Origin of the sequence: Entomohabitans teleogrylli, assembly GCF_001484765.1 — a bacterium.
GTDB lineage: Bacteria > Pseudomonadota > Gammaproteobacteria > Enterobacterales > Enterobacteriaceae > Entomohabitans > Entomohabitans teleogrylli.
Genome location: NZ_LLXO01000015.1, coordinates 54,330 through 74,266, shown reverse-complemented (window position 1 = coordinate 74,266; position 19,937 = coordinate 54,330). Strand labels below are relative to the sequence as shown.

Genomic DNA, 19,937 nt, shown 5'->3' with positions numbered 1-19,937 from the left:
TATCGGCTATATTACGGAGCAATTTCATTGCTCCGTAATTTTATTACAGATGCAATTTTTTAAATGTAAATATCAGGTTAACCATGGGTGAATAATTATATCTACCCGGCAATTAATTGTTACCTGAATTCAGCATTATTCGTTATTTATTAACTATTCATAAGGGAGACCCAACGCACAAATTCAACACATATAATAATTTTTAAAATTTATTTTTATCAAAAAAATCAAAAAGTTAATCTGAAAACAGCCAAAAACACCACTGTTTTCAGGCCCATTAGCCAGGCGGGATATGATCTACATCAAATTATCCTCTATAATGCTTTGTTAGTATCTCGTCGCCGAATTAGCAAAGAGAGAGTTAGTGTGAAAGCTGACAACCCTTTTGATCTGTTACTTCCAGCAGCCATGGCCAAAGTGGCCGAAGAAGCTGGCGTTTATAAAGCAACGAAACATCCGTTGACGACGTTTTATTTGGCGATTACCGCCGGCGTTTTTATCTCAATTGCCTTCGTCTTCTATATTACCGCCACCACGGGTACCGCCGGTATGCCGTACGGCATCGCTAAATTAATTGGCGGCGCCTGCTTCTCGTTAGGGCTGATTCTTTGCGTTGTCTGCGGCGCCGACCTGTTCACCTCCACCGTACTGATTGTGGTGGCGAAAGCCAGCGGTCGTATTAGCTGGGGGCAACTGGGCCGCAACTGGCTTAACGTTTATGTCGGCAACCTGATTGGCGCACTCCTTTTTGTTCTGCTAATGTGGCTTTCTGGTGAGTATATGACCGCCAATGGCGGCTGGGGACTGAATGTTCTACAAACCGCAGACCACAAATTGCACCATACTTTTATTGAAGCCGTCGCCCTGGGGATTCTGGCCAACCTGATGGTCTGCCTGGCGGTATGGATGAGCTATTCTGGCCGTAGCCTGATGGACAAGTCGTTCATCATGATTCTTCCGGTCGCGATGTTTGTTGCCAGCGGCTTCGAACATAGCATCGCAAACATGTTTATGATCCCGATGGGGATTGTCATTCGTCATTTTGCAAGTCCGGAGTTCTGGGCCGCAACAGGCGCCACTCCGGAAAGTTTTTCTCACCTGACTGTTATGAACTTCATCACCGACAATCTGATTCCGGTCACGATCGGCAATATTATCGGCGGTGGTTTACTGGTTGGGTTGACATACTGGGTCATTTACCTGCGTGGCGATAACCATCACTGATGGTTTTCTCAGGCAGTAAATAAAAAATCCACTTAAGAAGGTAGGTGTTACATGTCCGAGCTTAATGAAAAATTAGCCACAGCCTGGGAAGGATTTGCCAAAGGTGACTGGCAGAATGAAGTCAATGTCCGTGACTTCATCCAGAAAAACTACACTCCGTATGAGGGTGACGAGTCCTTCCTGGCAGGTGCGACCGATGCAACTACCAAACTGTGGGACTCCGTAATGGAAGGCGTCAAACTGGAAAACCGCACTCACGCGCCGGTTGATTTTGACACTGACCTTGCGTCCACCATCACCTCCCACGACGCAGGCTATATCGAGAAATCTCTCGAAAAAATCGTTGGTCTGCAGACTGACGCGCCGCTGAAGCGCGCCATCATCCCGTTCGGCGGGATCAAAATGGTTGAAGGTTCCTGTAAAGCGTATAACCGCGAACTGGATCCGATGCTGAAGAAAATCTTCACCGAATACCGTAAAACCCATAACCAGGGTGTATTCGATGTTTACACCAAAGACATTCTGAACTGCCGTAAATCCGGTGTTCTGACCGGTCTGCCGGATGCCTATGGCCGCGGTCGTATCATCGGTGACTACCGTCGCGTTGCACTGTACGGTATCGACTTCCTGATGAAAGACAAATACGCCCAGTTCGTTTCCCTGCAGTCTGACCTGGAAAACGGCGTAAACCTGGAAGCGACTATCCGCCTGCGTGAAGAGATTGCTGAACAGCACCGCGCGCTGGGTCAGATCAAAGAGATGGCGGCTAAATATGGCTGCGACATCTCTGGTCCGGCGACTAACGCTCAGGAAGCTATCCAGTGGACTTACTTCGGCTACCTGGCTGCCGTTAAGTCTCAGAACGGTGCGGCAATGTCCTTCGGTCGTGTATCCACCTTCCTGGATGCCTATATCGAACGCGATCTGAAAGCGGGCAAAATCACCGAACAAGACGCGCAGGAAATGATTGACCACCTGGTCATGAAACTGCGTATGGTTCGCTTCCTGCGTACCCCGGAATACGATGAACTGTTCTCCGGCGACCCGATTTGGGCAACCGAATCTATCGGCGGTATGGGCGTTGACGGCCGTACTCTGGTAACCAAAAACAGCTTCCGCTTCCTGAACACCCTGTACACCATGGGGCCGTCTCCGGAGCCGAACATCACTGTTCTGTGGTCTGAAAAACTGCCGCTGAACTTCAAGAAATTCGCCGCTAAAGTGTCCATTGATACCTCTTCTCTGCAGTATGAGAACGATGACCTGATGCGTCCGGACTTCAACAACGACGACTATGCTATCGCCTGCTGCGTAAGCCCGATGGTTGTTGGTAAACAAATGCAGTTCTTCGGCGCGCGCGCAAACCTGGCGAAAACCATGCTGTACGCCATCAACGGCGGCGTTGATGAAAAACTGAAAATGCAGGTTGGTCCTAAGTCTGAACCGATCAAAGGCGATGTCCTGCACTTCGACGAAGTGATGGATCGCATGGATCACTTCATGGACTGGCTGGCTAAACAGTACGTCACTGCACTGAACATCATCCACTACATGCATGACAAATACAGCTACGAAGCCTCTCTGATGGCGCTGCATGACCGTGATGTTATCCGCACCATGGCATGTGGTATCGCGGGTCTGTCGGTTGCTGCGGACTCCCTGTCAGCCATCAAATATGCGAAAGTTAAACCGATTCGTGACGAAGACGATCTGGCTATCGACTTCGAAATCGAAGGCGAATACCCGCAGTTTGGTAACAACGATGCACGCGTGGATGACCTGGCGGTTGACCTGGTAGAACGTTTCATGAAGAAAATCCAGAAACTGACTACTTACCGCAACGCTATTCCGACCCAGTCTGTTCTGACCATCACCTCTAACGTGGTATATGGTAAGAAAACCGGTAACACCCCGGATGGTCGTCGTGCTGGCGCGCCGTTCGGACCGGGCGCTAACCCGATGCACGGTCGTGACCAGAAAGGCGCTGTAGCTTCTCTGACCTCCGTTGCTAAACTGCCGTTCGCCTACGCGAAAGATGGTATCTCTTACACCTTCTCTATCGTTCCGAACGCACTGGGTAAAGACGACGAAGTTCGTAAGACCAACCTGGCGGGCCTGATGGATGGTTACTTCCACCACGAAGCGTCCATTGAAGGTGGTCAGCACCTCAACGTCAACGTGATGAACCGCGAAATGCTGCTCGACGCGATGGAACATCCGGAAAAATACCCGCAGTTGACCATTCGTGTATCTGGCTACGCGGTGCGTTTCAACTCGCTGACCAAAGAACAGCAGCAGGACGTTATTACCCGTACTTTCACTCAGACCATGTAATTGGATTTGACTGAAATCACGCGGTAAAAGGCGTACAATAAAGGCTCCACGTAAGTGGGGCCTTTTTAACAATTATCACGCCGCTCAAACAGGCGTTATTGTTGCCCCGAAGGAACCTGAGCACGCAGTCGGTGAGGATTTCGGGCGCTGCCCGGGACCAAAATGACAAATAAAATAGCCTGTTTCGTCAGCTATCTATACTCAATGGATGACTGCCAAAACAGACTCGACACAGCCACCTGAGCTGTGCGCCAATACAGGCCCCGGATGGGCCGCATCTGGAGAAAACACCGCAATGTCAGTTACTGGTCGCATTCACTCCTTTGAATCCTGTGGCACCGTCGATGGCCCGGGCATCCGTTTTATCACCTTCTTCCAGGGCTGTCTGATGCGCTGCCTTTACTGCCATAACCGCGATACCTGGGACACCCACGGCGGCAAGGAAATCACGGTAGAAGAATTGATGAAAGACGTGGTGACCTATCGTCATTTTATGAATGCGTCAGGCGGCGGCGTAACGGCGTCCGGCGGCGAAGCCATTCTTCAGGCTGAATTTGTTCGCGACTGGTTCCGGGCCTGTAAGAAAGAGGGTATCCACACCTGCCTGGACACCAACGGTTTCGTACGTCGTTACGATCCGGTTATCGATGAACTGCTGGAGGTGACCGATCTGGTGATGCTGGATCTCAAGCAGATTAACGACGAGATCCACCAGAATCTGGTGGGCGTCTCCAACCACCGTACGCTGGAATTCGCAAAATATATCTCGGCAAAAGGGATTAAAACCTGGATTCGCTACGTTGTTGTACCCGGCTGGTCCGACGATGACGATTCCGCCCACCGTCTTGGGGAATTCACCCGCGATATGGGCAACGTAGAGAAAATCGAACTGCTGCCCTACCACGAACTCGGCAAACATAAGTGGGTGGCGATGGGCGAAGAGTACAAGCTGGACGGCGTAAAACCCCCGAAGAAAGAGACCATGGAGCGCGTGAAAGGCATTCTTGAGCAGTATGGTCACAACGTAATGTATTGAGTTAAATTGCCATAAAGCGGCTGCCACAGGGGTAGCCGTTTTATTATCTGGCGCCATAATAGACAGGGAAGGACGCGATGCGATTATTTATTTCAGGGATACTCCTGCTGGCGGCTCAATGGGCAAACGCCAGTTGTAATATCAATGCGATCGTTCAGCACGTCTGGCCTGACGCCAGCCTAACGGCGGAAGGCGCTATCACCACTGATGGACTGGTGATTAAGACCAACGGCGCCTCGCCGCAAAGCGCGATTTGCCGCGTCTGGCCCGCCAATCCGCAGCTGACGCTGGCCGCGGTTCCGCTGATGTCGCAACAGCAGAGCGATTACGACCATACCGGCTCTCTGCAATTGCTGGTGCTGGATTCCACCACCCTGGAAGTTAAGCAGCGGTTACATCTGGCAAATCGCATGGACGATGACGCGGTTCGTATCAGCAGCATTGCGTTCGACACCGCACGCTGGAAAGTCGCGCCGAATCAAACGGCATTTGGTCTGCGTATCGGCCGTACCGGCAGTTCGCGCGTCAATCCTTTCTCTGAGAATGTCCTGTCATTGTATGTTATTGAGAATCATCAGTTGCGCACCATTCTTGAGGAAGTCCTGGTGGCGGAAAGCAGCGGCGAGTGGGACGGAGTATGCGCTGGCGAGTTTACTGACACGGAACGCTCCCTGGCGATGGATAGCGCCTCGCACCACGGATACGCGGCAATTCGGGTCAATGAAAGAAGCGTGTCATCGACCGCCTGGATTGATGCCAGCGGCGAGTGCGTCACGAAGGATCAGCCTGGTAAAGCGACATGGCTACTGCGCTACGACGGTAAGCAGTACCGTATTCCTGAAAAGCTGCAACCGCTCCTGTAGCCTTTTTATGACATAAAATATTGCGACAGCTTATTCGCCACGCTCTCTATTGAGAAAATGCTCTTCTGATGCGCGGAGCGGCATTTCGCATAGCGCTCATCCTGCTCTTCCAGCGCACTCAGTAAGCGATCGGCCACCATCATCGCGCCAGCTATCTCAGCAAAACCAAATTCGGCCTCCCCCTTCAGCGCCACGGCAGCCTGCAAATTCCAGTCAGAAAGACGGCTGAGCGGCGCAAATGTGCCACGCGTCAGCGACAGGATCCGGGCTCCGTGCTGTTTCGCCAGCGCCAGCACCTGCATCATATCCGCAGACACCTGCTCAGTATGGACCACAATGATCCCCTGGCTACAGGGTTCCGCCATCATTGATGACGTGGCGAGATAAAAACGATCGACAAAGCTCGCGGTTTTGCCCATCTTTATCAGATTCATTTGCAGAAACAACGCCACCGGAACCGCCGTTCCCACCGCATAAATCGCCACGCTATCCACCTGATTTAACCACGCGGCGGCCGTCTGAAGCTCCTGAGCATTAATAATCGAATGGCTGTCGCGAATGCTCGCCATAACGGCGGCCATTTGTTCATCTTCCTGCTCTTCCGGCCGGGCAGCCCCCTGCTCAAGAGCCAGCGCGGTTCTGAAATCCGAAAACCCTTTAAAACCAAACGCCCGGCAAAAACGGGTAATACTCCCCTCGCTGGTTTCAATCGAACCCGCCAGCTCGCTAATGGTATGTCGCATCACAAAATCAGGATTCTCTGTGACAAAACGGCCTACCTTCTCAAGGATCGGACTGAGCCCGGAAGCTTCATTTCTTATATTTATCAATAAATTAGTATTTATCTGGCTCATTTTTCGCCTTTTTGCTCAAAATGCAAACACAATCACATCTTTTCTCGCACGCCGGGATAATAATTTTTTTTATTAAAAATACACTAAAAATAATTATTTTCAAAGCACAGGAGAAAGCAAATGAAAGGGCTTATCGTCTGTCGTACCGGCATGGGCAGTTCCTTAATGCTGAAGATTAAAGCGCAGAAAGTCATTGATAAACACGGCTGGGATATTGAACTTGAGCATGACGTCCTCTCCGGTCTCAATACCTGGCGCGATATCGATTTTGTCTTAACCATGCGCGACCTCACCGACGAAATAGAAGCGGCGGGCTTCCGGGCCATCGGCATCACCGATCTCATGAACAGCGAAGAGATGGAAACAGCGCTCTCTGGCGTCGTCCACGGCCACTAACCGTTCACGGAGGAAATATGGAACTCCTCAGGTTTATTGTATTTGACATTCTGGGTGTGACTCCACTGTTAGTCGGATTTATTGCCCTGCTGGGATTGCTTATTCAGCGTAAACCGATAGAAAAAGTGCTTTCCGGGACCTTTAAAACCATCGTCGGGTTTCTGGTTTTTGCCGGCGGCGCGGGTCTGGCGGTCTCTTCACTGGGCAACTTCCAGACCCTGTTCAGCGACGGATTCGGCCTGAAAGGGGTGATGCCGCTGGCAGAAGCGCTGACCGGACTGGCGCAGACCAAATTCGCAATGAGTGTTTCCCTGGTCATGGTAATTGGTTTTGGCTGGAATTTGCTGTTTGCCCGAATCACGCCGTTTAAATATATTTTTCTCACCGGGCAGCATAACCTTTACCTCTCTGCCCTGCTTACCGTCACCCTGAAAGCTCTCGGTTACAGCGATGCCGTTACTATTGCTGTCGGTTCCGTGCTGCTGGGGCTGGCAGCCTGCATTTACCCGGCTATCGCCCAGCCGTGGATGCGTAAAATTACCGGTAACGATGAGATAGCCATGGGTCACTATGTCACTCTGGCTTATGCCGCATCCGGCTGGATTGGTTCAAAGGTCGGCGACCCGCGACAGTCAACGGAAAAGTTGAACCTCCCCGGCTGGCTGGGCATCTTTAAAGACTACATTGTGTCGGTGTCGATCTCCGTCAGCATCTTCTATTACATTGCCGCCCTTGCTGCCGGTAAAGCTGCGGTCAGCGCCGCTGCTGGCGGCATGCACTGGCTGGTCTACCCGTTGTATCAGTCGCTGATGTTTACCGCCTCTCTGTACATCATCATTACCGGCGTTCGCCTGCTGCTGTCGGAAATTGTGCCGGCGTTCCTCGGGATTTCTGAAAAATTTATACCTAACGCCAGACCCGCACTCGACTGTCCGGTGGTCTTTCCCTACGCGCCTACCGCGACAGTGCTGGGATTCATCTCATCGTTTATTGGTGGGCTACTCGTCATGGGGATCCTGGCGCTGATCGGCCAGACGGTCATTATCCCGGTGGCGATCCCTTACTTCTTCATTGGCGCTACCGCCGCAGTGTTTGGCAATGCTTCCGGCGGCTGGAAAGGCGCTATCGTCGGCAGCTTTATTACCGGGATCCTGATTGGAATCGGCCCTGCGCTGATCTACCCGATTATGGAATCGGTGGGACTGTCCGGCACCAGCTTCCCGGAAACTGACTTTGTGGTGTTGGGTCTGCTGGTTTACTACATCGGCAAGATGTTGCCATAACCTGAGGAGGGGCTATGAATATTGAGGAACTACGCGCTCATGCGCGCCAGGCCCGGCGCGACATCGTTACCATGATCTATGAATCAGGCATCGGGCACCCCGGCGGAGCACTGTCAATTATCGATATCCTTACCTGGATTTATGACATGGAAGTCGATCTGCACGCCACGCGCCGGGCGCGGGTAGTGATGAGTAAAGGTCACGCCGTCGCCGCCCAATATGCCCTGCTGTACCAAAAAGGCATTATTGCGCGCGAGGAGTTTCATACTTTCCGCCAGATAGATTCCCGGCTACAGGGGCATCCGAGCGTCAAATCGCTACCACAGGTGGATGCGACCACCGGCCTGCTCGGCCAGGGACTGTCGGTTGCTGCCGGGATGGCGGCGGCGAAAAAGCGCCGCCAGGAACCTCACCGGGTATTCGCGATTATCGGCGATGGCGAAATGCACGAGGGACAAATCTGGGAAACCCTGCAACAGGCGGCGCACATGAAGCTGGACAATCTGGTCGCCATTATTGATTACAACGGTTTTTCATCACATGACCCGGTGAATGCGGTTATCAATCTGGAACCACTGGCCGATAAGCTGCGCTGCTTTGGCTGGCAGGTACTGGAGTTGCCCAACGGTAACGATATGCGCCAGGTCGCCGATACCCTTGCCCTCTCCCGCCATCTGACGGGAAAGCCATTGGCGATTGTTGCTCATACCACTAAAGGGTGCGGTGTTAGCTACATGGAAAATAACGGCGACTGGCATTCAAAAACCCCGACGCAACAGCAATATCAGCAGGCAATGGAGGAACTACAGTGATGAAAGCCCCCCGCGACGAAATCGGTAATGCGCTGCTGGCGCTCAAGGAAAAGGGTTATCCGCTGGTGGTGATCGACAGCGATTTAGCCAGTTCCACCCGTACCGATCAATTCCAGGCCGTCTGGCCGGATGACTTTTTCGAAATGGGTATCGCTGAAGGTTCCGCGATGAGCTTCGCCACCGGCCAGGCGCTGGAAGGCGCCATCCCTTTTTATGTTAATTTTGCAATGTTTGTTACCGGCACGGCATGGACTCAGCTACGCCAGGCCTGCTATGCACGGGCGAATATCAAACTGGTGGGCAGCCATCCCGGGATGGACGACGGACCGGACGGCGCATCGCATCATGCTCTGGAGGATCTGGCGCTGACCCGGGCGTTGCCCGGTATCACGATTCTGACCCCCGCCGATGCCCAGGAAGTTTATGACGCCTTTGAACAGGCTGTGAAAATACCGGGGCCGGTGTATATCCGCGTCGCCAGAGAACCCATGCCGGTACGGGATAAAAGCCGGGTACCGCGAGTCAGCGACATCGCAGCTATCGAAGACAGCGGTAATGACTTCGCCATTCTGTTTGAAGGGACGGTACTGGAACAGGCCACCGCAGGCTATCAGGCGCTGCTTGATAGCGGAAAAAAGGGCAAGCTCATTCACGTGGCTACCCTGAAACCGTTTAACCACACAGCATTTCTGGCGCTGACCGCCGATTGCCCACTCGTCGCCACAATTGAAAATCACACCATCAACGGTGGGTTGGGCGGCCAGGTTGCGGAAACCCTGGCGGAATCCGGCCAGCCGAAGCGACTTATCCGCCTCGGCACCCGCGATACATTTAGCGAATCCGGCAATAGCCGGGCGCTGAAACAAAAATACGGCATCAGCGGCGAAGCGCTGTGCAGTGCGATTCAGCGCTATCTGTAGCAAGGAGTAAGGCCATGGAAAGCACGCTGTTCAGCGCCGTACAGTATGCGCAAAGCTGTGAAGACTGGCTGCAGGCGGTAAGCCTCGCCTGCCAGCCACTTGAGCGCCAGGGCATTATCAGTACCGGCTACAGCGCGGCCATCATTCGCGCTACACAGCTGATCGGCCCCTGGTATCTGCTCAGCCCAGGCTTTGCGCTGCCGCATGCCCGTCCGCAGGAGGGCGTATTCAGTACCACCAGCCACCTGTCGCTGTTACGTCTGGAGGAGGCGGTGTTTTTTCCATCCGAACAACCGGTTGGACTGATCATCGTTCTGGCCGCCGCCAGCAGCCGGCAGCATCTGGAGAAAATTGAACAACTGGTGAACTGGCTGGATCAGGAAAACCGACTGGCGCGAATACTGTCGACCACCAGCGAAAGCGCACTGCGTCAGGCACTCTGTTGTTGAATACCACCCGCGCTCATGGCGCGGGTGCTTTTCAGATATGAGCCACCGGGGTGGGATGCTGGCCGGCATTACGCAGCAACATCAGCAGATAAACCAATGACACGCTGGCGATAGCAATAAACAGCGAACTATCTGAATAACGCTGCATCAGCATTGCCGTCAGGGATGGCCCCAGCAGACTACCAATGGTGTAGCTGAGCAACAGCGCCTGATTCATCGCCACCAGTTGGTGATGTTCCACTTTTTCGCAGGCCCAGGCCATCGCCACCGGATAAAGCGTAAACCCCGATGCCCCGAGGATAAACAGCGCTGGCACCATCGCCGCCTGGCTCAGCATGGCCAGACAGCCGATAATAACGATAAACACCTGTACCCGCAGAACCAGCAGCCGCCCGAAACGATCGGCCAGCCGCCCTACCGGCCACTGCCCGACAATACCGGCGCTGACCAGCACCGCCATCCAGAAACCGATGCTGGCATCGCTGATGCCCTGATGATTAAGGTATAGCGGCATCAGACCGTAGAGCGAGCCGAGTACAATTCCGGAAATCACGCAGCCATTGACGCCCAGCCGCGCCTGACGCAGTCTGAGCATTGACCAGATATGGGCCGTTTCCTGCTGCTCGCCGCGGTTATTGACGATACGGGTAAACAGCAGCGGCAGTACACCGGCCAGCACCAGCCCGCACACCCACGGCAGCACATGCAGCAGCTCGGTGGAGACTTTGCTGATCAAGAGCTGACCGACCACCGTACCCAGGTAGTAGACCATCATATACGCCGCCAGCAGTCGCCCGCGATTGCGCGAAGTACCGCTACGCATCAACGCGCTTTCCACGACGACCCAAATCATCGCGCAGCCAATACCGGCGATAAAACGCCAGGCCATCCAGCTCCAGAAACCCACCATAATCCCCAGCCCAACACAACCGGCGGCAAAAATCAGTGAAGCAATGTAATAGCTACGATTAAATCCCAGACGCTGAATCAGCCAGCCAGCGAGTACAGTACCGAGTAAATTACCGGTGAAATAGGAAGATCCCACCAGACCGACCTGCCAGGTAGGAAGTGACTCATGAGCCAGCCACAGCGGAACTAACGTGTTTAATACCGCAATCGCCAGCGTCAATAAAAGCAGGCCACAGAGCAATAACAGCACTGGCCGGGTGTATGTGGACATGGATTTACAACCGTGAGGAGCGTCGTGATTTGTGCGCATCATGCCACTGCCATAAACATTGTCAATCCACCCCACCGCGCTACCGGCGCGATTTGTCGCACGACGATTTAAAATATTTATCCAGCCATACTTAACGGCATCCGAATCCACGATTATTTATTTCTATTTCAGTTAATTAATTTAACCTGCGGCTTTATTCATCTAAGAAAAATTTTATGGAAAGAAACGCCGTAGTGTACGTGTTGTTTATGTTCCTGTCGCAATTCGCCAGGCTTATCTACACTCAATAGCGCAAACGCTTCGCCTGCTAACAGGCGCCCTTCTTTCCCTAATCCGGAGATAACAATGACAACACCCTATGTACGACTGGATAAAAATGACGCTGCGGTACTACTGGTTGACCACCAGGCTGGTTTGCTCTCACTGGTCAGAGATATCGATCCGGATAAATTTAAAAATAACGTACTGGCGCTGGGGGACCTGGCAAAGTATTTCAAGTTACCGACCATTCTCACCACCAGCTTTGAAACCGGCCCTAACGGTCCGCTGGTTCCGGAACTTAAAGCGTTATTTCCGGATGCGCCCTATATCGCCCGACCAGGCAACATTAACGCCTGGGATAACGAAGACTTTGTGAAAGCGGTCAAAGCCACCGGTAAGAAGCAGTTGATTATCGCCGGTGTGGTAACCGAGGTGTGCGTCGCGTTTCCCGCACTCTCCGCGATTGAGGAGGGATTTGAGGTGTTTGTGGTAACCGATGCCTCCGGTACCTTTAATGAAATCACCCGCCATTCATCGTGGGACAGAATGTCGCGGGCCGGCGCTCAGTTAATGACCTGGTTTGGCGTCGCCTGCGAGCTGCATCGCGACTGGCGCAATGATGTGGAAGGACTGGCGACGCTGTTCTCAAACCATATTCCGGACTACCGCAACCTGATGACCAGCTATGACAAGCTGTCTGCAAAATAACCGTATTAAAAAAGCGCCCGCAGGCGCTTTTTATATACCGATACAACTTAGCCGATGTACTGTAGCCCTTTCATATACGGACGCAGTACTTCAGGCACTTCAATACGCCCGTCTGCCTGCTGGTAGTTTTCCATTACCGCCACCAGGGTACGGCCAACCGCCAGACCCGAGCCGTTCAGGGTATGTACCAGACGCGGCTTTTTCTCGGTTTTGCTACGGCAGCGCGCCTGCATACGACGCGCCTGGAAATCCCAGACGTTCGAGCAGGAAGAGATTTCACGATAGGTATTCTGAGCCGGGACCCATACTTCCAGATCGTAAGTTTTGCAGGCGCCAAAACCCATGTCGCCAGTGCATAGCAGCACTTTACGGTACGGCAATCCAAGCAGTTGTAGCACTTTCTCCGCGTGGCCGGTCATCTCTTCCAGCGCCGCCATTGAATCTTCCGGACGGACAATCTGCACCATTTCCACTTTATCAAACTGGTGCATACGGATCAGACCGCGAGTATCGCGACCATAAGAACCGGCCTCAGAGCGGAAGCAGGGAGTATGAGCGGTCATCTTAATCGGTAGCGCTTCTTCTTCGACGATCTCATCGCGCACCAGATTAGTCAGCGGCACTTCCGCCGTCGGGATCAGCGCATAATTACTGCTGTCCGCCTCTTCTTCCAGCGGTTTGGTATGGAACAGATCTTCGGCAAATTTCGGTAACTGGCCGGTGCCATACAGCGTGGCGTGGTTTACCAGATAAGGCACATAGTTTTCGCTATAGCCGTGCTGTTCAGTGTGCAAATCCAGCATAAACTGGGCCAGCGCGCGGTGCATATGGGCGATCTGCCCTTTCATCACCACAAACCGCGAGCCGGTCAGCTTCACCGCAGCGGCAAAATCCAGCCCGCCGATCATTTCGCCCAGCGTCACGTGATCGCGGACGTCAAAATCAAATACCCGCGGCGTGCCCCAACGGCTGACTTCCACGTTATCGTGCTCGTCTTTGCCCACCGGAACACTGTCATCAGGGATATTGGGGATCGCCAGCGCGATGTCGCGGATTTCCGCCAGCAGCGCGTCCAGTTCACTCTTCGCCGCTTCCAGCTCTTCACCCATCTTGTTCACTTCCAGGCGAAGTGGCTCGATGTCTTCCCCGCGCGCTTTCGCCTGGCCAATAGATTTCGATCGGGAGTTACGCTCCGCCTGCAGATTTTCCGTTTTAACCTGCAGAACTTTACGACGCTCTTCAAGAGCGCGCAGTTTATCTACATCCAGTTTATAGCCCCGGCGTGCCAGTTTTTCAGCGACTGCGTCTGGCTCGGTACGCAGCAGATTGGGATCGAGCATGCTTATCCTGTGCTTATCGAGTGAAAAAGGAAAAGCGGCCACAGCCTGCGACCGCCTGTAATCAGTGCTAACCTTACCGCAACGCCTGCATTAGCGGTAGCGTTTTGTATGGCTATTTTGATCCTGTTCAGCGAGCCAGGACAGCTTTTCGCCAATCTTCCCCTCAAGACCTCTGCTGGTGGGCTGATAGTAGTGAGTTCCTGCCATTTCCGGCGGAAAATAGACCTCTCCGGCCGCATAGGCATTGGGTTCGTCATGGGCGTAACGATATTCTTCGCCATAGCCCATCTCTTTCATCAGGCGGGTAGGCGCATTGCGTAAATGGACCGGCACATCGTAATCGGGCTTATCGCGCGCGTCTGCCAGCGCCGCTTTGAAAGCGGTATACACGGCATTGCTTTTCGGCGCGCAGGCCAGGTAAACAATCGCCTGGGCGATCGCGCGTTCCCCTTCAGCCGGGCCCACGCGGGTAAAACAGTCCCAGGCGGAAATCGCTACCTGCATCGCCCGCGGATCGGCATTACCGACATCTTCAGACGCGATCGCCAGACAGCGGCGCGCCACATACAGCGGATCGCCGCCGGCGCTGATAATTCGCGCGTACCAGTACAGCGCGGCATCCGGGGCCGAGCCGCGCACCGATTTATGCAACGCAGAAATCAAATCGTAAAAGCGATCCCCTTTGTTATCGAAACGGGCGCTACGCTCACCGGCTATCTCGGTCAACAGTTCGCTTTTCAATACCCGCTTACCGGCGTCATCCGTTTGCGCCATATCAGCCATCATTTCCAGCGTATTCAGGGCGCGACGGGCATCGCCGTTCACCAGTTCGGCAATCGCCCGGCGCGTCTCATCCGGCAACACGATATCCTGGCCGCCATAGCCGCGCGTTTTATCGTCCATGGCCTGATCCAGTACCCGCTCGATATCGTCAGTAGTCAGGGATTTCAGCAGATAGACCCGCGCCCGGGAAAGCAGCGCCGAATTAAGTTCAAACGAGGGGTTCTCGGTCGTGGCGCCGATAAAGGTGATAGTGCCGTCTTCAATATGGGGCAGGAAGGCATCCTGCTGGCTTTTGTTAAAGCGATGCACTTCATCGACAAACAGGATTGTGCGCCGCCCGGCATTGCGATTCTGGCGCGCTCTTTCGATGGCCTCGCGGATCTCTTTCACCCCGGAGGTCACCGCCGAAATTCGCTCAACGTCGGCGCTGGCATAGCGGGCGATCACTTCAGCAAGCGTGGTCTTGCCTGTACCCGGCGGCCCCCAAAGGATCATCGAATGCAAATGGCCCGCCTCAATGGCGCGCGGCAACGGTTTACCCGGCGCCAGCAGGTGCTGCTGACCAATGTACTGCGCTAAATTTTCTGGCCGCATACGCGCGGCCAGAGGTTGAAAAGTATTGTCGGAAAAATCGAGCGACATATTGCTCACGTCGGCTTTTACCCTCGCTGATCGTCTACCGTCACACCCTGAGGCGGCGTGAATTTGAATTTATTCATATCCACTGAACCATTTTGTTGGGATTTCAGCGTATAGCTACTGCGCTGGTCGTCCTGCTCAATGGCGCTGAACTGGTGGATCGTGCCATCTTTACCCACATTAATCGTGAACTGCTTGAGATTGCCGCTGGCATTTTTTGGCGTAAGTACGAAATCGTCGCCGGTCTGCTTAATGTTGTACTGCTGCCAGTCGCTGCTCTGGTTACGGGCAATCAGCATAAATGGCGTATTGCCGGTGGCATCCTTCAGCCAGCTGGCGCTGGCCTGCTCGACAAACGGGTTATAGAACCACAGCGTTTCGCCATCGGAAATCAGTACGCTTTCATCCGGCTGAGTCATATGCCAGTTAAACAGATTGGGGCGCTTCACCCACAGATCGCCCTGGCCTTCCTGAATCGCTGTGCCGCTGCCGTCAGTCACTTTTTGAGTAAAACTGGCGTGGAAACTGCCTACCTTATCCAGACGGCCTTTCAGATCGCTGGCGGCGTCGGCCCACACTGAGGTTGCCGCAAAGGCAGAAAGCAAAGCGCAGGTGATGACGATTTTTTTCATTGTAATTCCTCAAATAACGACCGCCCCGACGGGGAGGATTTCTGTCCGTCACTCTAGCCCTGCCGGGCACGGTTCGACAGAAGAAAAGACTGATTTTTCGGTTATTTACCCTTCTTTGCAAAGGAGCCGCCGCAGCGGCTCCCGCCATTACTCAAAGGGCGGCGGCGCCAGCACTTCGCGGTTACCATTATGGCCCTGCGGGCTGACGATACCCTGCGCTTCCATCTGTTCAATGATCCGCGCCGCGCGGTTATAACCGATGCGGAACTGACGCTGTACGCCGGAAATCGAGGCTTTACGTTTTTCCACCACGAAGCTGACGGCCTGGTCGAACAGCGGATCCAGCTCTTCATCTCCGCCAAAGCCGCCGGCGCCCCCTTCACTTTCCATATCAGAAGTAATGCCGTCCACATATTGCGGACGACCGCGCGCCTTCCAGTCCTGTACCACGGCATGCACTTCCTGATCGCGCACAAAGGCGCCGTGCACACGCACCGGCATGCTGGAGTTCGGGCCCGCGTAGAGCATATCGCCCATTCCCAGCAGCGATTCCGCGCCGCCCTGATCGAGGATAGTGCGTGAGTCAATTTTGCTGGAAACAGTAAACGCGATGCGCGTCGGGATATTGGCTTTGATCAGCCCCGTGATCACATCCACCGAAGGACGCTGGGTCGCCAGCACCAGGTGGATACCCGCCGCACGCGCCTTCTGGGCCAGACGCGCGATCAGCTCTTCCACTTTTTTACCGACCGTCATCATCAGATCGGCAAATTCGTCCACCATCACCACAATGTACGGCAGTTTTTCCAGCATCGGATGGCTGGCATCCATGCTGTCGCCCGGCTTCCAGTAAGGATCCGGGATCGGACGCCCCATACGCTCCGCTTCTTTAATCTTGTCGTTGTAACCCGCGAGATTACGCACTCCCAGCGCCGACATCAACTTATAGCGCCGCTCCATTTCGTTGACACTCCAGCGCAGCGCATTAGCCGCATCCTTCATGTCTGTCACCACCTCAGTCAGCAAATGCGGGATACCTTCATACACTGAAAGTTCGAGCATCTTCGGGTCGATCATGATAAAGCGCACCTCTTCCGGCGTCGCTTTGTACAACATGCTGAGGATCATAGCATTGACCCCCACCGACTTACCGGAGCCGGTGGTACCGGCGACCAGCAGATGCGGCATTTTCGACAAATCGGCAATCACCGGATCGCCCGCAATATCTTTACCCAGCACCACCGTGAGGGGAGAGGCGCTGTCGCGGAATTTCTGGCAGTCCAGCACTTCGCGCAGGTAGACGGTCTGACGCTTTTTGTTCGGCAGTTCAAGGCCGACATATGGCTTACCGGGAATCACTTCCACGACACGTACCGCCACTGTGGAAAGCGAACGAGCCAGATCGCGGGATAAGTTTGAGATGCGCGATGCCTTAACGCCCGGCGCCAGGTTGAGTTCAAAGCGGGTAATCACCGGACCCGGCGAATAATTCACCACATCAGCCTTGATGCGGAAATCCGCCAGCCGCGCTTCCACCAGACGCGCCATCTGTTCAAGAGCGAAAGTATCCACCGGCTCGACCTCCGCCGGTGGCGAGGTCAGCAAATCCAGAGACGGCAATGGCGTGCTCGGTTTGTGCAGCGGACGATCGTCACCGTTACGCATCAGCAGCGGGTGAATCAGACTCTCCTGGGCTTCAGGCTGCGGCGGCGCTGTCACCGTTGCCGGCGCCTGTCCAGGCGGATATGCCTGGCCCGGCGCTGACGGGTGACCGCTGACGCCGTGTCCCGGGTAATTTACGGCAGCAGACGGATGGCTGCCAGCCGTTTGCCCCGGATAACCGGCGGCCTGCTCTGGTCGGGGCGCCGGCGCAGCAGGCATAAATGGCTGCGCATCGGAAGACGCCGGGCTGAATGGTTGCGCAGACGCAACCCGCGGGGCCGGCTCTTCGACAAAGCCGGGCGTAAACAGCGGCGCCGACGGGCTTTCATCGACCAGTGCTTTAGTCGGCGACCAGGCATAGTCATCATCGGTGTACTGGTGCGCATTAGGCGGCTGTTCGCCGGAATAGCGCTGCTGTTGCTGAGCGGCAAACTGACGCGCCAGGTCCGCCATGTCTGCATCATCGTCATCCTGATCTGTCGTCTGTTGCGCCGCCGCAGACTCATCCTGATGATATTGCTCGCCATAGCGGTTTTGCTGCTGAGCAGCAAACTGGCGCGCCAGCTCTTCCTGCTGCAGAGCTTCCGCCTCTTCATCCGACAAAGTGGCCGACCGCGCCTGCTCTTCCGCCTGGCGCTGGGAAGGCAATTTAATACCATACGATGCCAGTTCACGGCGCGTCGGCACACGAACCCGATTGGGACGCGGCAATTGCGGCCCAATGCCTTCTTTAACCTGGGGACGCGGCATTGCTGCTGGGGTAAAGGCCATGGCGGCTCCCGCAGCAGCAGCGCCCGCGGCTTGTTTCGCACCGGGAGTTTCCGGAGGGATAATCGACGCGGCGGGGATCACCTCGGTCGTCCCTGGTCCCACAGGTTCAGGACGAGGCGACGTCTCGCTCTGTGGCAAAATTTGTTCATAAGGGCGCTGGATGGGCTCTTCCACCGGCTGATACCACGCAGCCAGTTGCTCGCGCTCCCTGGCCCGCCGCGCCTCAACCTCTTCAAAATAGTAAAGCGGCGGACGGGAAGGTTTCATCTCTTCAAGCGATTCAGAGGCTGCGCTGGCGTTTGGCGCTGGATACCCTTGTTCTGGTTGGTGATGTTGAGGTGGCTCTGGCTGATAGCCGCCCTGCGGCTGCGCCGCCGGGTTCAGCGGTTGCGTTTGAGAATACTGCGACGGCTCCGGCTGATAACCCGCCTGCGGCTGCGCCGCCGGGTTCAGCGGTTGCGGTTGAGAATACTGCGACGGTTCCGGCTGATAACCCGCCTGCGGCTGCGCCGCCGGGTTCGCCGGTTGCGGTTGAGAATACTGCGACGGCTCCGGCTGATAACCCGCCTGCGGCTGATGATAATGCCGGGCGCTTTCAGGCGCGTATTGTTGAGTATGATCGACTGATGAATTCGCCGACGTCGGCCATTCAGCCATCGGATCCGGCACCTGCGGCGCGACGGTCTGAACGGGCGGTGCTACGGTTGGCTGTTGCTCAGGCGCCATTGCATAACCGTCTGCTGACGGGTGCAATGCAGCCGTGGCTGCCAGCGACGCGCCTGCCATGCTGGCAATCGACTGCCCATTGAGCAGCGGATCGTATTCTTCAACCATACCGTCAGGCTGAGTGGCTTTATGACCGGAAAACAGCACATCATCCGCATCGACAGCAACACCCCGGGCGCTGACCTGAATATCATCATCGGCGTCGTCCATGCGCTTCCCGGAAAAGAGCGCCGCATCTGTCTTGCGCCCTACCGGGTTGGCAAATTTCTGAGCAAGACGCTGCTTGCGGGCCAGCGCGCCGCGCAAAATCCGCGCCCGCCGCGACTGTCGCGCCTCGCCTGGCTGCGCGTAGTGGTCCTCTTCCTCGTCGTAGTCATCGTCATCTTCCCAGGTATTATCGCGGCGGGTACGATTACTGGCGAAGGTTAAAACCGTCAATACCGCGCTGCCGATCTTCTCAGCGATACTGACCCACGACCAGCCGGTAAACAGCGTCAGGCCTGCCGCCCAGACGCACAGCAGCGCAATAGTGCCGCCGCTGCTATTGAGCAACGGCATCATCGCGGTACTCAGCAAACTGCCGAGTACGCCGCCGGAGGCAAAATACCAGATATCGTCAGCGTTGATCGCCGCCAGCCCGCAGGAAGTCAGTACCAGCGCCAGTACGCCGATCAGGCGCAGTGAAATGGCAAAATAGTCGACATAGTCTTCAGTACCGCGGTAGCGCCACGCAAACCAGCATCCGCCGAGAATAATCACCGGGATGGTATAGGCCATCACGCCAAAAATGAAAAACAGCGTATCCGCCAGCCAGGCCCCGGGAGCGCCTCCCAGATTATGGATCGGCTCGTGCCACGCCGTCTGCGACCAGCTCGGGTCGGAGGGGTTAAAACTTAATAAAGCCACCATCAGATAGATGGCGAAAAGCGCAATAAGAATCAGCAGTGCCTCCAGAAGGCGGCGACCGCTGCTGAGTTTCGTCAAAGTGACGTCTTTATCTTCAGTATATTCCTGGCTCAAAAAAGGCTCTCCAGGTCCTTGGTGCTAAATAACGGACAGCAGTG

The 19,937-nt window shown here is 54.9% G+C and carries 16 protein-coding genes; 10 read left to right on the top strand and 6 right to left on the bottom strand.

All coding sequences use genetic code 11. The features are described from left to right. Positions 1 to 366 precede the first annotated feature (366 nt). From focA to AQ981_RS17810, 4 genes are all read left to right on the top strand, one after another. Positions 367 to 1,224, top strand: a complete 858-nt coding sequence (gene focA, locus AQ981_RS17825) for a formate transporter FocA (RefSeq protein WP_058913095.1) — start codon at positions 367 to 369, stop codon at positions 1,222 to 1,224. Between the two features lie 51 nt (positions 1,225 to 1,275). After that, a complete protein-coding gene (gene pflB / locus AQ981_RS17820; protein WP_058913094.1) occupies positions 1,276 to 3,558 on the top strand; it encodes a formate C-acetyltransferase in 2,283 nt (760 codons plus the stop codon). A 295-nt stretch (positions 3,559 to 3,853) separates the two neighbouring features. Next, positions 3,854 to 4,594 carry a pyruvate formate lyase 1-activating protein gene (gene pflA, locus AQ981_RS17815; RefSeq protein ID WP_058913093.1) on the top strand — a complete coding sequence of 247 codons (741 nt, stop codon included), beginning with the start codon at positions 3,854 to 3,856 and terminating at the stop codon, positions 4,592 to 4,594. 77 nt (positions 4,595 to 4,671) lie between these two features. Further along, complete coding sequence (locus AQ981_RS17810; RefSeq protein ID WP_058913092.1) at positions 4,672 to 5,457, top strand: PA3715 family protein; 786 nt, start codon at positions 4,672 to 4,674, stop codon at positions 5,455 to 5,457. Positions 5,458 to 5,462: 5 nt separating this feature from the next. Here the strand turns inward: AQ981_RS17810 and AQ981_RS17805 are convergent, their stop codons facing one another. Then, positions 5,463 to 6,311 (bottom strand): MurR/RpiR family transcriptional regulator, encoded by an 849-nt coding sequence (locus AQ981_RS17805; protein ID WP_058913091.1) that lies wholly within the window; start codon positions 6,309 to 6,311, stop codon positions 5,463 to 5,465. Positions 6,312 to 6,431: 120 nt separating this feature from the next. Between AQ981_RS17805 and AQ981_RS17800 the strand changes: the two genes are divergently transcribed. From AQ981_RS17800 to AQ981_RS17780, 5 genes are read left to right on the top strand one after another with little or no spacing between them, the layout of a single operon-like run. Next, positions 6,432 to 6,707 (top strand): PTS sugar transporter subunit IIB, encoded by a 276-nt coding sequence (locus AQ981_RS17800; RefSeq protein WP_058913090.1) that lies wholly within the window; start codon positions 6,432 to 6,434, stop codon positions 6,705 to 6,707. A gap of 17 nt (positions 6,708 to 6,724) precedes the next feature. Further along, positions 6,725 to 7,990: a PTS ascorbate transporter subunit IIC gene (locus tag AQ981_RS17795; RefSeq protein WP_058913089.1), complete on the top strand. Its 1,266-nt coding sequence runs from the start codon at positions 6,725 to 6,727 to the stop codon at positions 7,988 to 7,990. A 14-nt stretch (positions 7,991 to 8,004) separates the two neighbouring features. Beyond that, positions 8,005 to 8,802: a transketolase gene (locus AQ981_RS17790; protein WP_058913088.1), complete on the top strand. Its 798-nt coding sequence runs from the start codon at positions 8,005 to 8,007 to the stop codon at positions 8,800 to 8,802. After that, positions 8,802 to 9,722 (top strand): transketolase family protein, encoded by a 921-nt coding sequence (locus AQ981_RS17785; RefSeq protein ID WP_058913087.1) that lies wholly within the window; start codon positions 8,802 to 8,804, stop codon positions 9,720 to 9,722. The genes AQ981_RS17790 and AQ981_RS17785 overlap by 1 nt, the downstream gene beginning before the upstream one ends. Before the next feature lie 14 nt (positions 9,723 to 9,736). Next, entirely contained in the window at positions 9,737 to 10,171 is a 435-nt protein-coding gene (locus AQ981_RS17780) for a PTS sugar transporter subunit IIA (protein WP_058913086.1), read from the top strand. 31 nt (positions 10,172 to 10,202) lie between these two features. On the opposite strand, the gene AQ981_RS17775 is transcribed toward AQ981_RS17780, so the two are convergent. After that, positions 10,203 to 11,351, bottom strand: coding sequence for an MFS transporter (locus AQ981_RS17775; protein ID WP_058913085.1), 1,149 nt, complete (start codon positions 11,349 to 11,351; stop codon positions 10,203 to 10,205). 345 nt (positions 11,352 to 11,696) lie between these two features. Here AQ981_RS17775 and ycaC point away from each other — a divergent pair, with 345 nt between their 5' ends. After that, positions 11,697 to 12,320: an isochorismate family cysteine hydrolase YcaC gene (ycaC, locus tag AQ981_RS17770; RefSeq protein WP_058913084.1), complete on the top strand. Its 624-nt coding sequence runs from the start codon at positions 11,697 to 11,699 to the stop codon at positions 12,318 to 12,320. A 47-nt stretch (positions 12,321 to 12,367) separates the two neighbouring features. Here ycaC and serS read toward each other — a convergent pair whose 3' ends face one another. From serS to ftsK, 4 genes are all read right to left on the bottom strand, one after another. Next, positions 12,368 to 13,660 carry a serine--tRNA ligase gene (serS, locus tag AQ981_RS17765; RefSeq protein WP_058913083.1) on the bottom strand — a complete coding sequence of 431 codons (1,293 nt, stop codon included), beginning with the start codon at positions 13,658 to 13,660 and terminating at the stop codon, positions 12,368 to 12,370. Positions 13,661 to 13,750: 90 nt separating this feature from the next. Beyond that, positions 13,751 to 15,094, bottom strand: coding sequence for a replication-associated recombination protein A (locus AQ981_RS17760; RefSeq protein ID WP_058913082.1), 1,344 nt, complete (start codon positions 15,092 to 15,094; stop codon positions 13,751 to 13,753). Positions 15,095 to 15,102: 8 nt separating this feature from the next. Beyond that, entirely contained in the window at positions 15,103 to 15,714 is a 612-nt protein-coding gene (gene lolA, locus AQ981_RS17755; RefSeq protein WP_058913081.1) for an outer membrane lipoprotein periplasmic chaperone LolA, read from the bottom strand. A 147-nt stretch (positions 15,715 to 15,861) separates the two neighbouring features. After that, on the bottom strand, positions 15,862 to 19,893 hold the full coding sequence (ftsK, locus tag AQ981_RS17750; RefSeq protein WP_058913080.1) for a DNA translocase FtsK: 4,032 nt from the start codon (positions 19,891 to 19,893) through the stop codon (positions 15,862 to 15,864). Positions 19,894 to 19,937 lie beyond the last annotated feature (44 nt).

Bases quoted from the DNA above. Each gene is read 5' to 3' on its own strand.
- pflB (WP_058913094.1), top strand. From the start codon at position 1,276: ATGTCCGAGCTTAATGAAAAATTAGCCACAGCCTGGGAAGGATTTGCC.
- pflA (WP_058913093.1), top strand. From the start codon at position 3,854: ATGTCAGTTACTGGTCGCATTCACTCCTTTGAATCCTGTGGCACCGTC.
- AQ981_RS17810 (WP_058913092.1), top strand. From the start codon at position 4,672: ATGCGATTATTTATTTCAGGGATACTCCTGCTGGCGGCTCAATGGGCA.
- AQ981_RS17805 (WP_058913091.1), bottom strand. From the start codon at position 6,311: ATGAGCCAGATAAATACTAATTTATTGATAAATATAAGAAATGAAGCT.
- AQ981_RS17800 (WP_058913090.1), top strand. From the start codon at position 6,432: ATGAAAGGGCTTATCGTCTGTCGTACCGGCATGGGCAGTTCCTTAATG.
- AQ981_RS17795 (WP_058913089.1), top strand. From the start codon at position 6,725: ATGGAACTCCTCAGGTTTATTGTATTTGACATTCTGGGTGTGACTCCA.
- AQ981_RS17790 (WP_058913088.1), top strand. From the start codon at position 8,005: ATGAATATTGAGGAACTACGCGCTCATGCGCGCCAGGCCCGGCGCGAC.
- AQ981_RS17785 (WP_058913087.1), top strand. From the start codon at position 8,802: ATGAAAGCCCCCCGCGACGAAATCGGTAATGCGCTGCTGGCGCTCAAG.
- AQ981_RS17780 (WP_058913086.1), top strand. From the start codon at position 9,737: ATGGAAAGCACGCTGTTCAGCGCCGTACAGTATGCGCAAAGCTGTGAA.
- AQ981_RS17775 (WP_058913085.1), bottom strand. From the start codon at position 11,351: ATGTCCACATACACCCGGCCAGTGCTGTTATTGCTCTGTGGCCTGCTT.
- ycaC (WP_058913084.1), top strand. From the start codon at position 11,697: ATGACAACACCCTATGTACGACTGGATAAAAATGACGCTGCGGTACTA.
- serS (WP_058913083.1), bottom strand. From the start codon at position 13,660: ATGCTCGATCCCAATCTGCTGCGTACCGAGCCAGACGCAGTCGCTGAA.
- lolA (WP_058913081.1), bottom strand. From the start codon at position 15,714: ATGAAAAAAATCGTCATCACCTGCGCTTTGCTTTCTGCCTTTGCGGCA.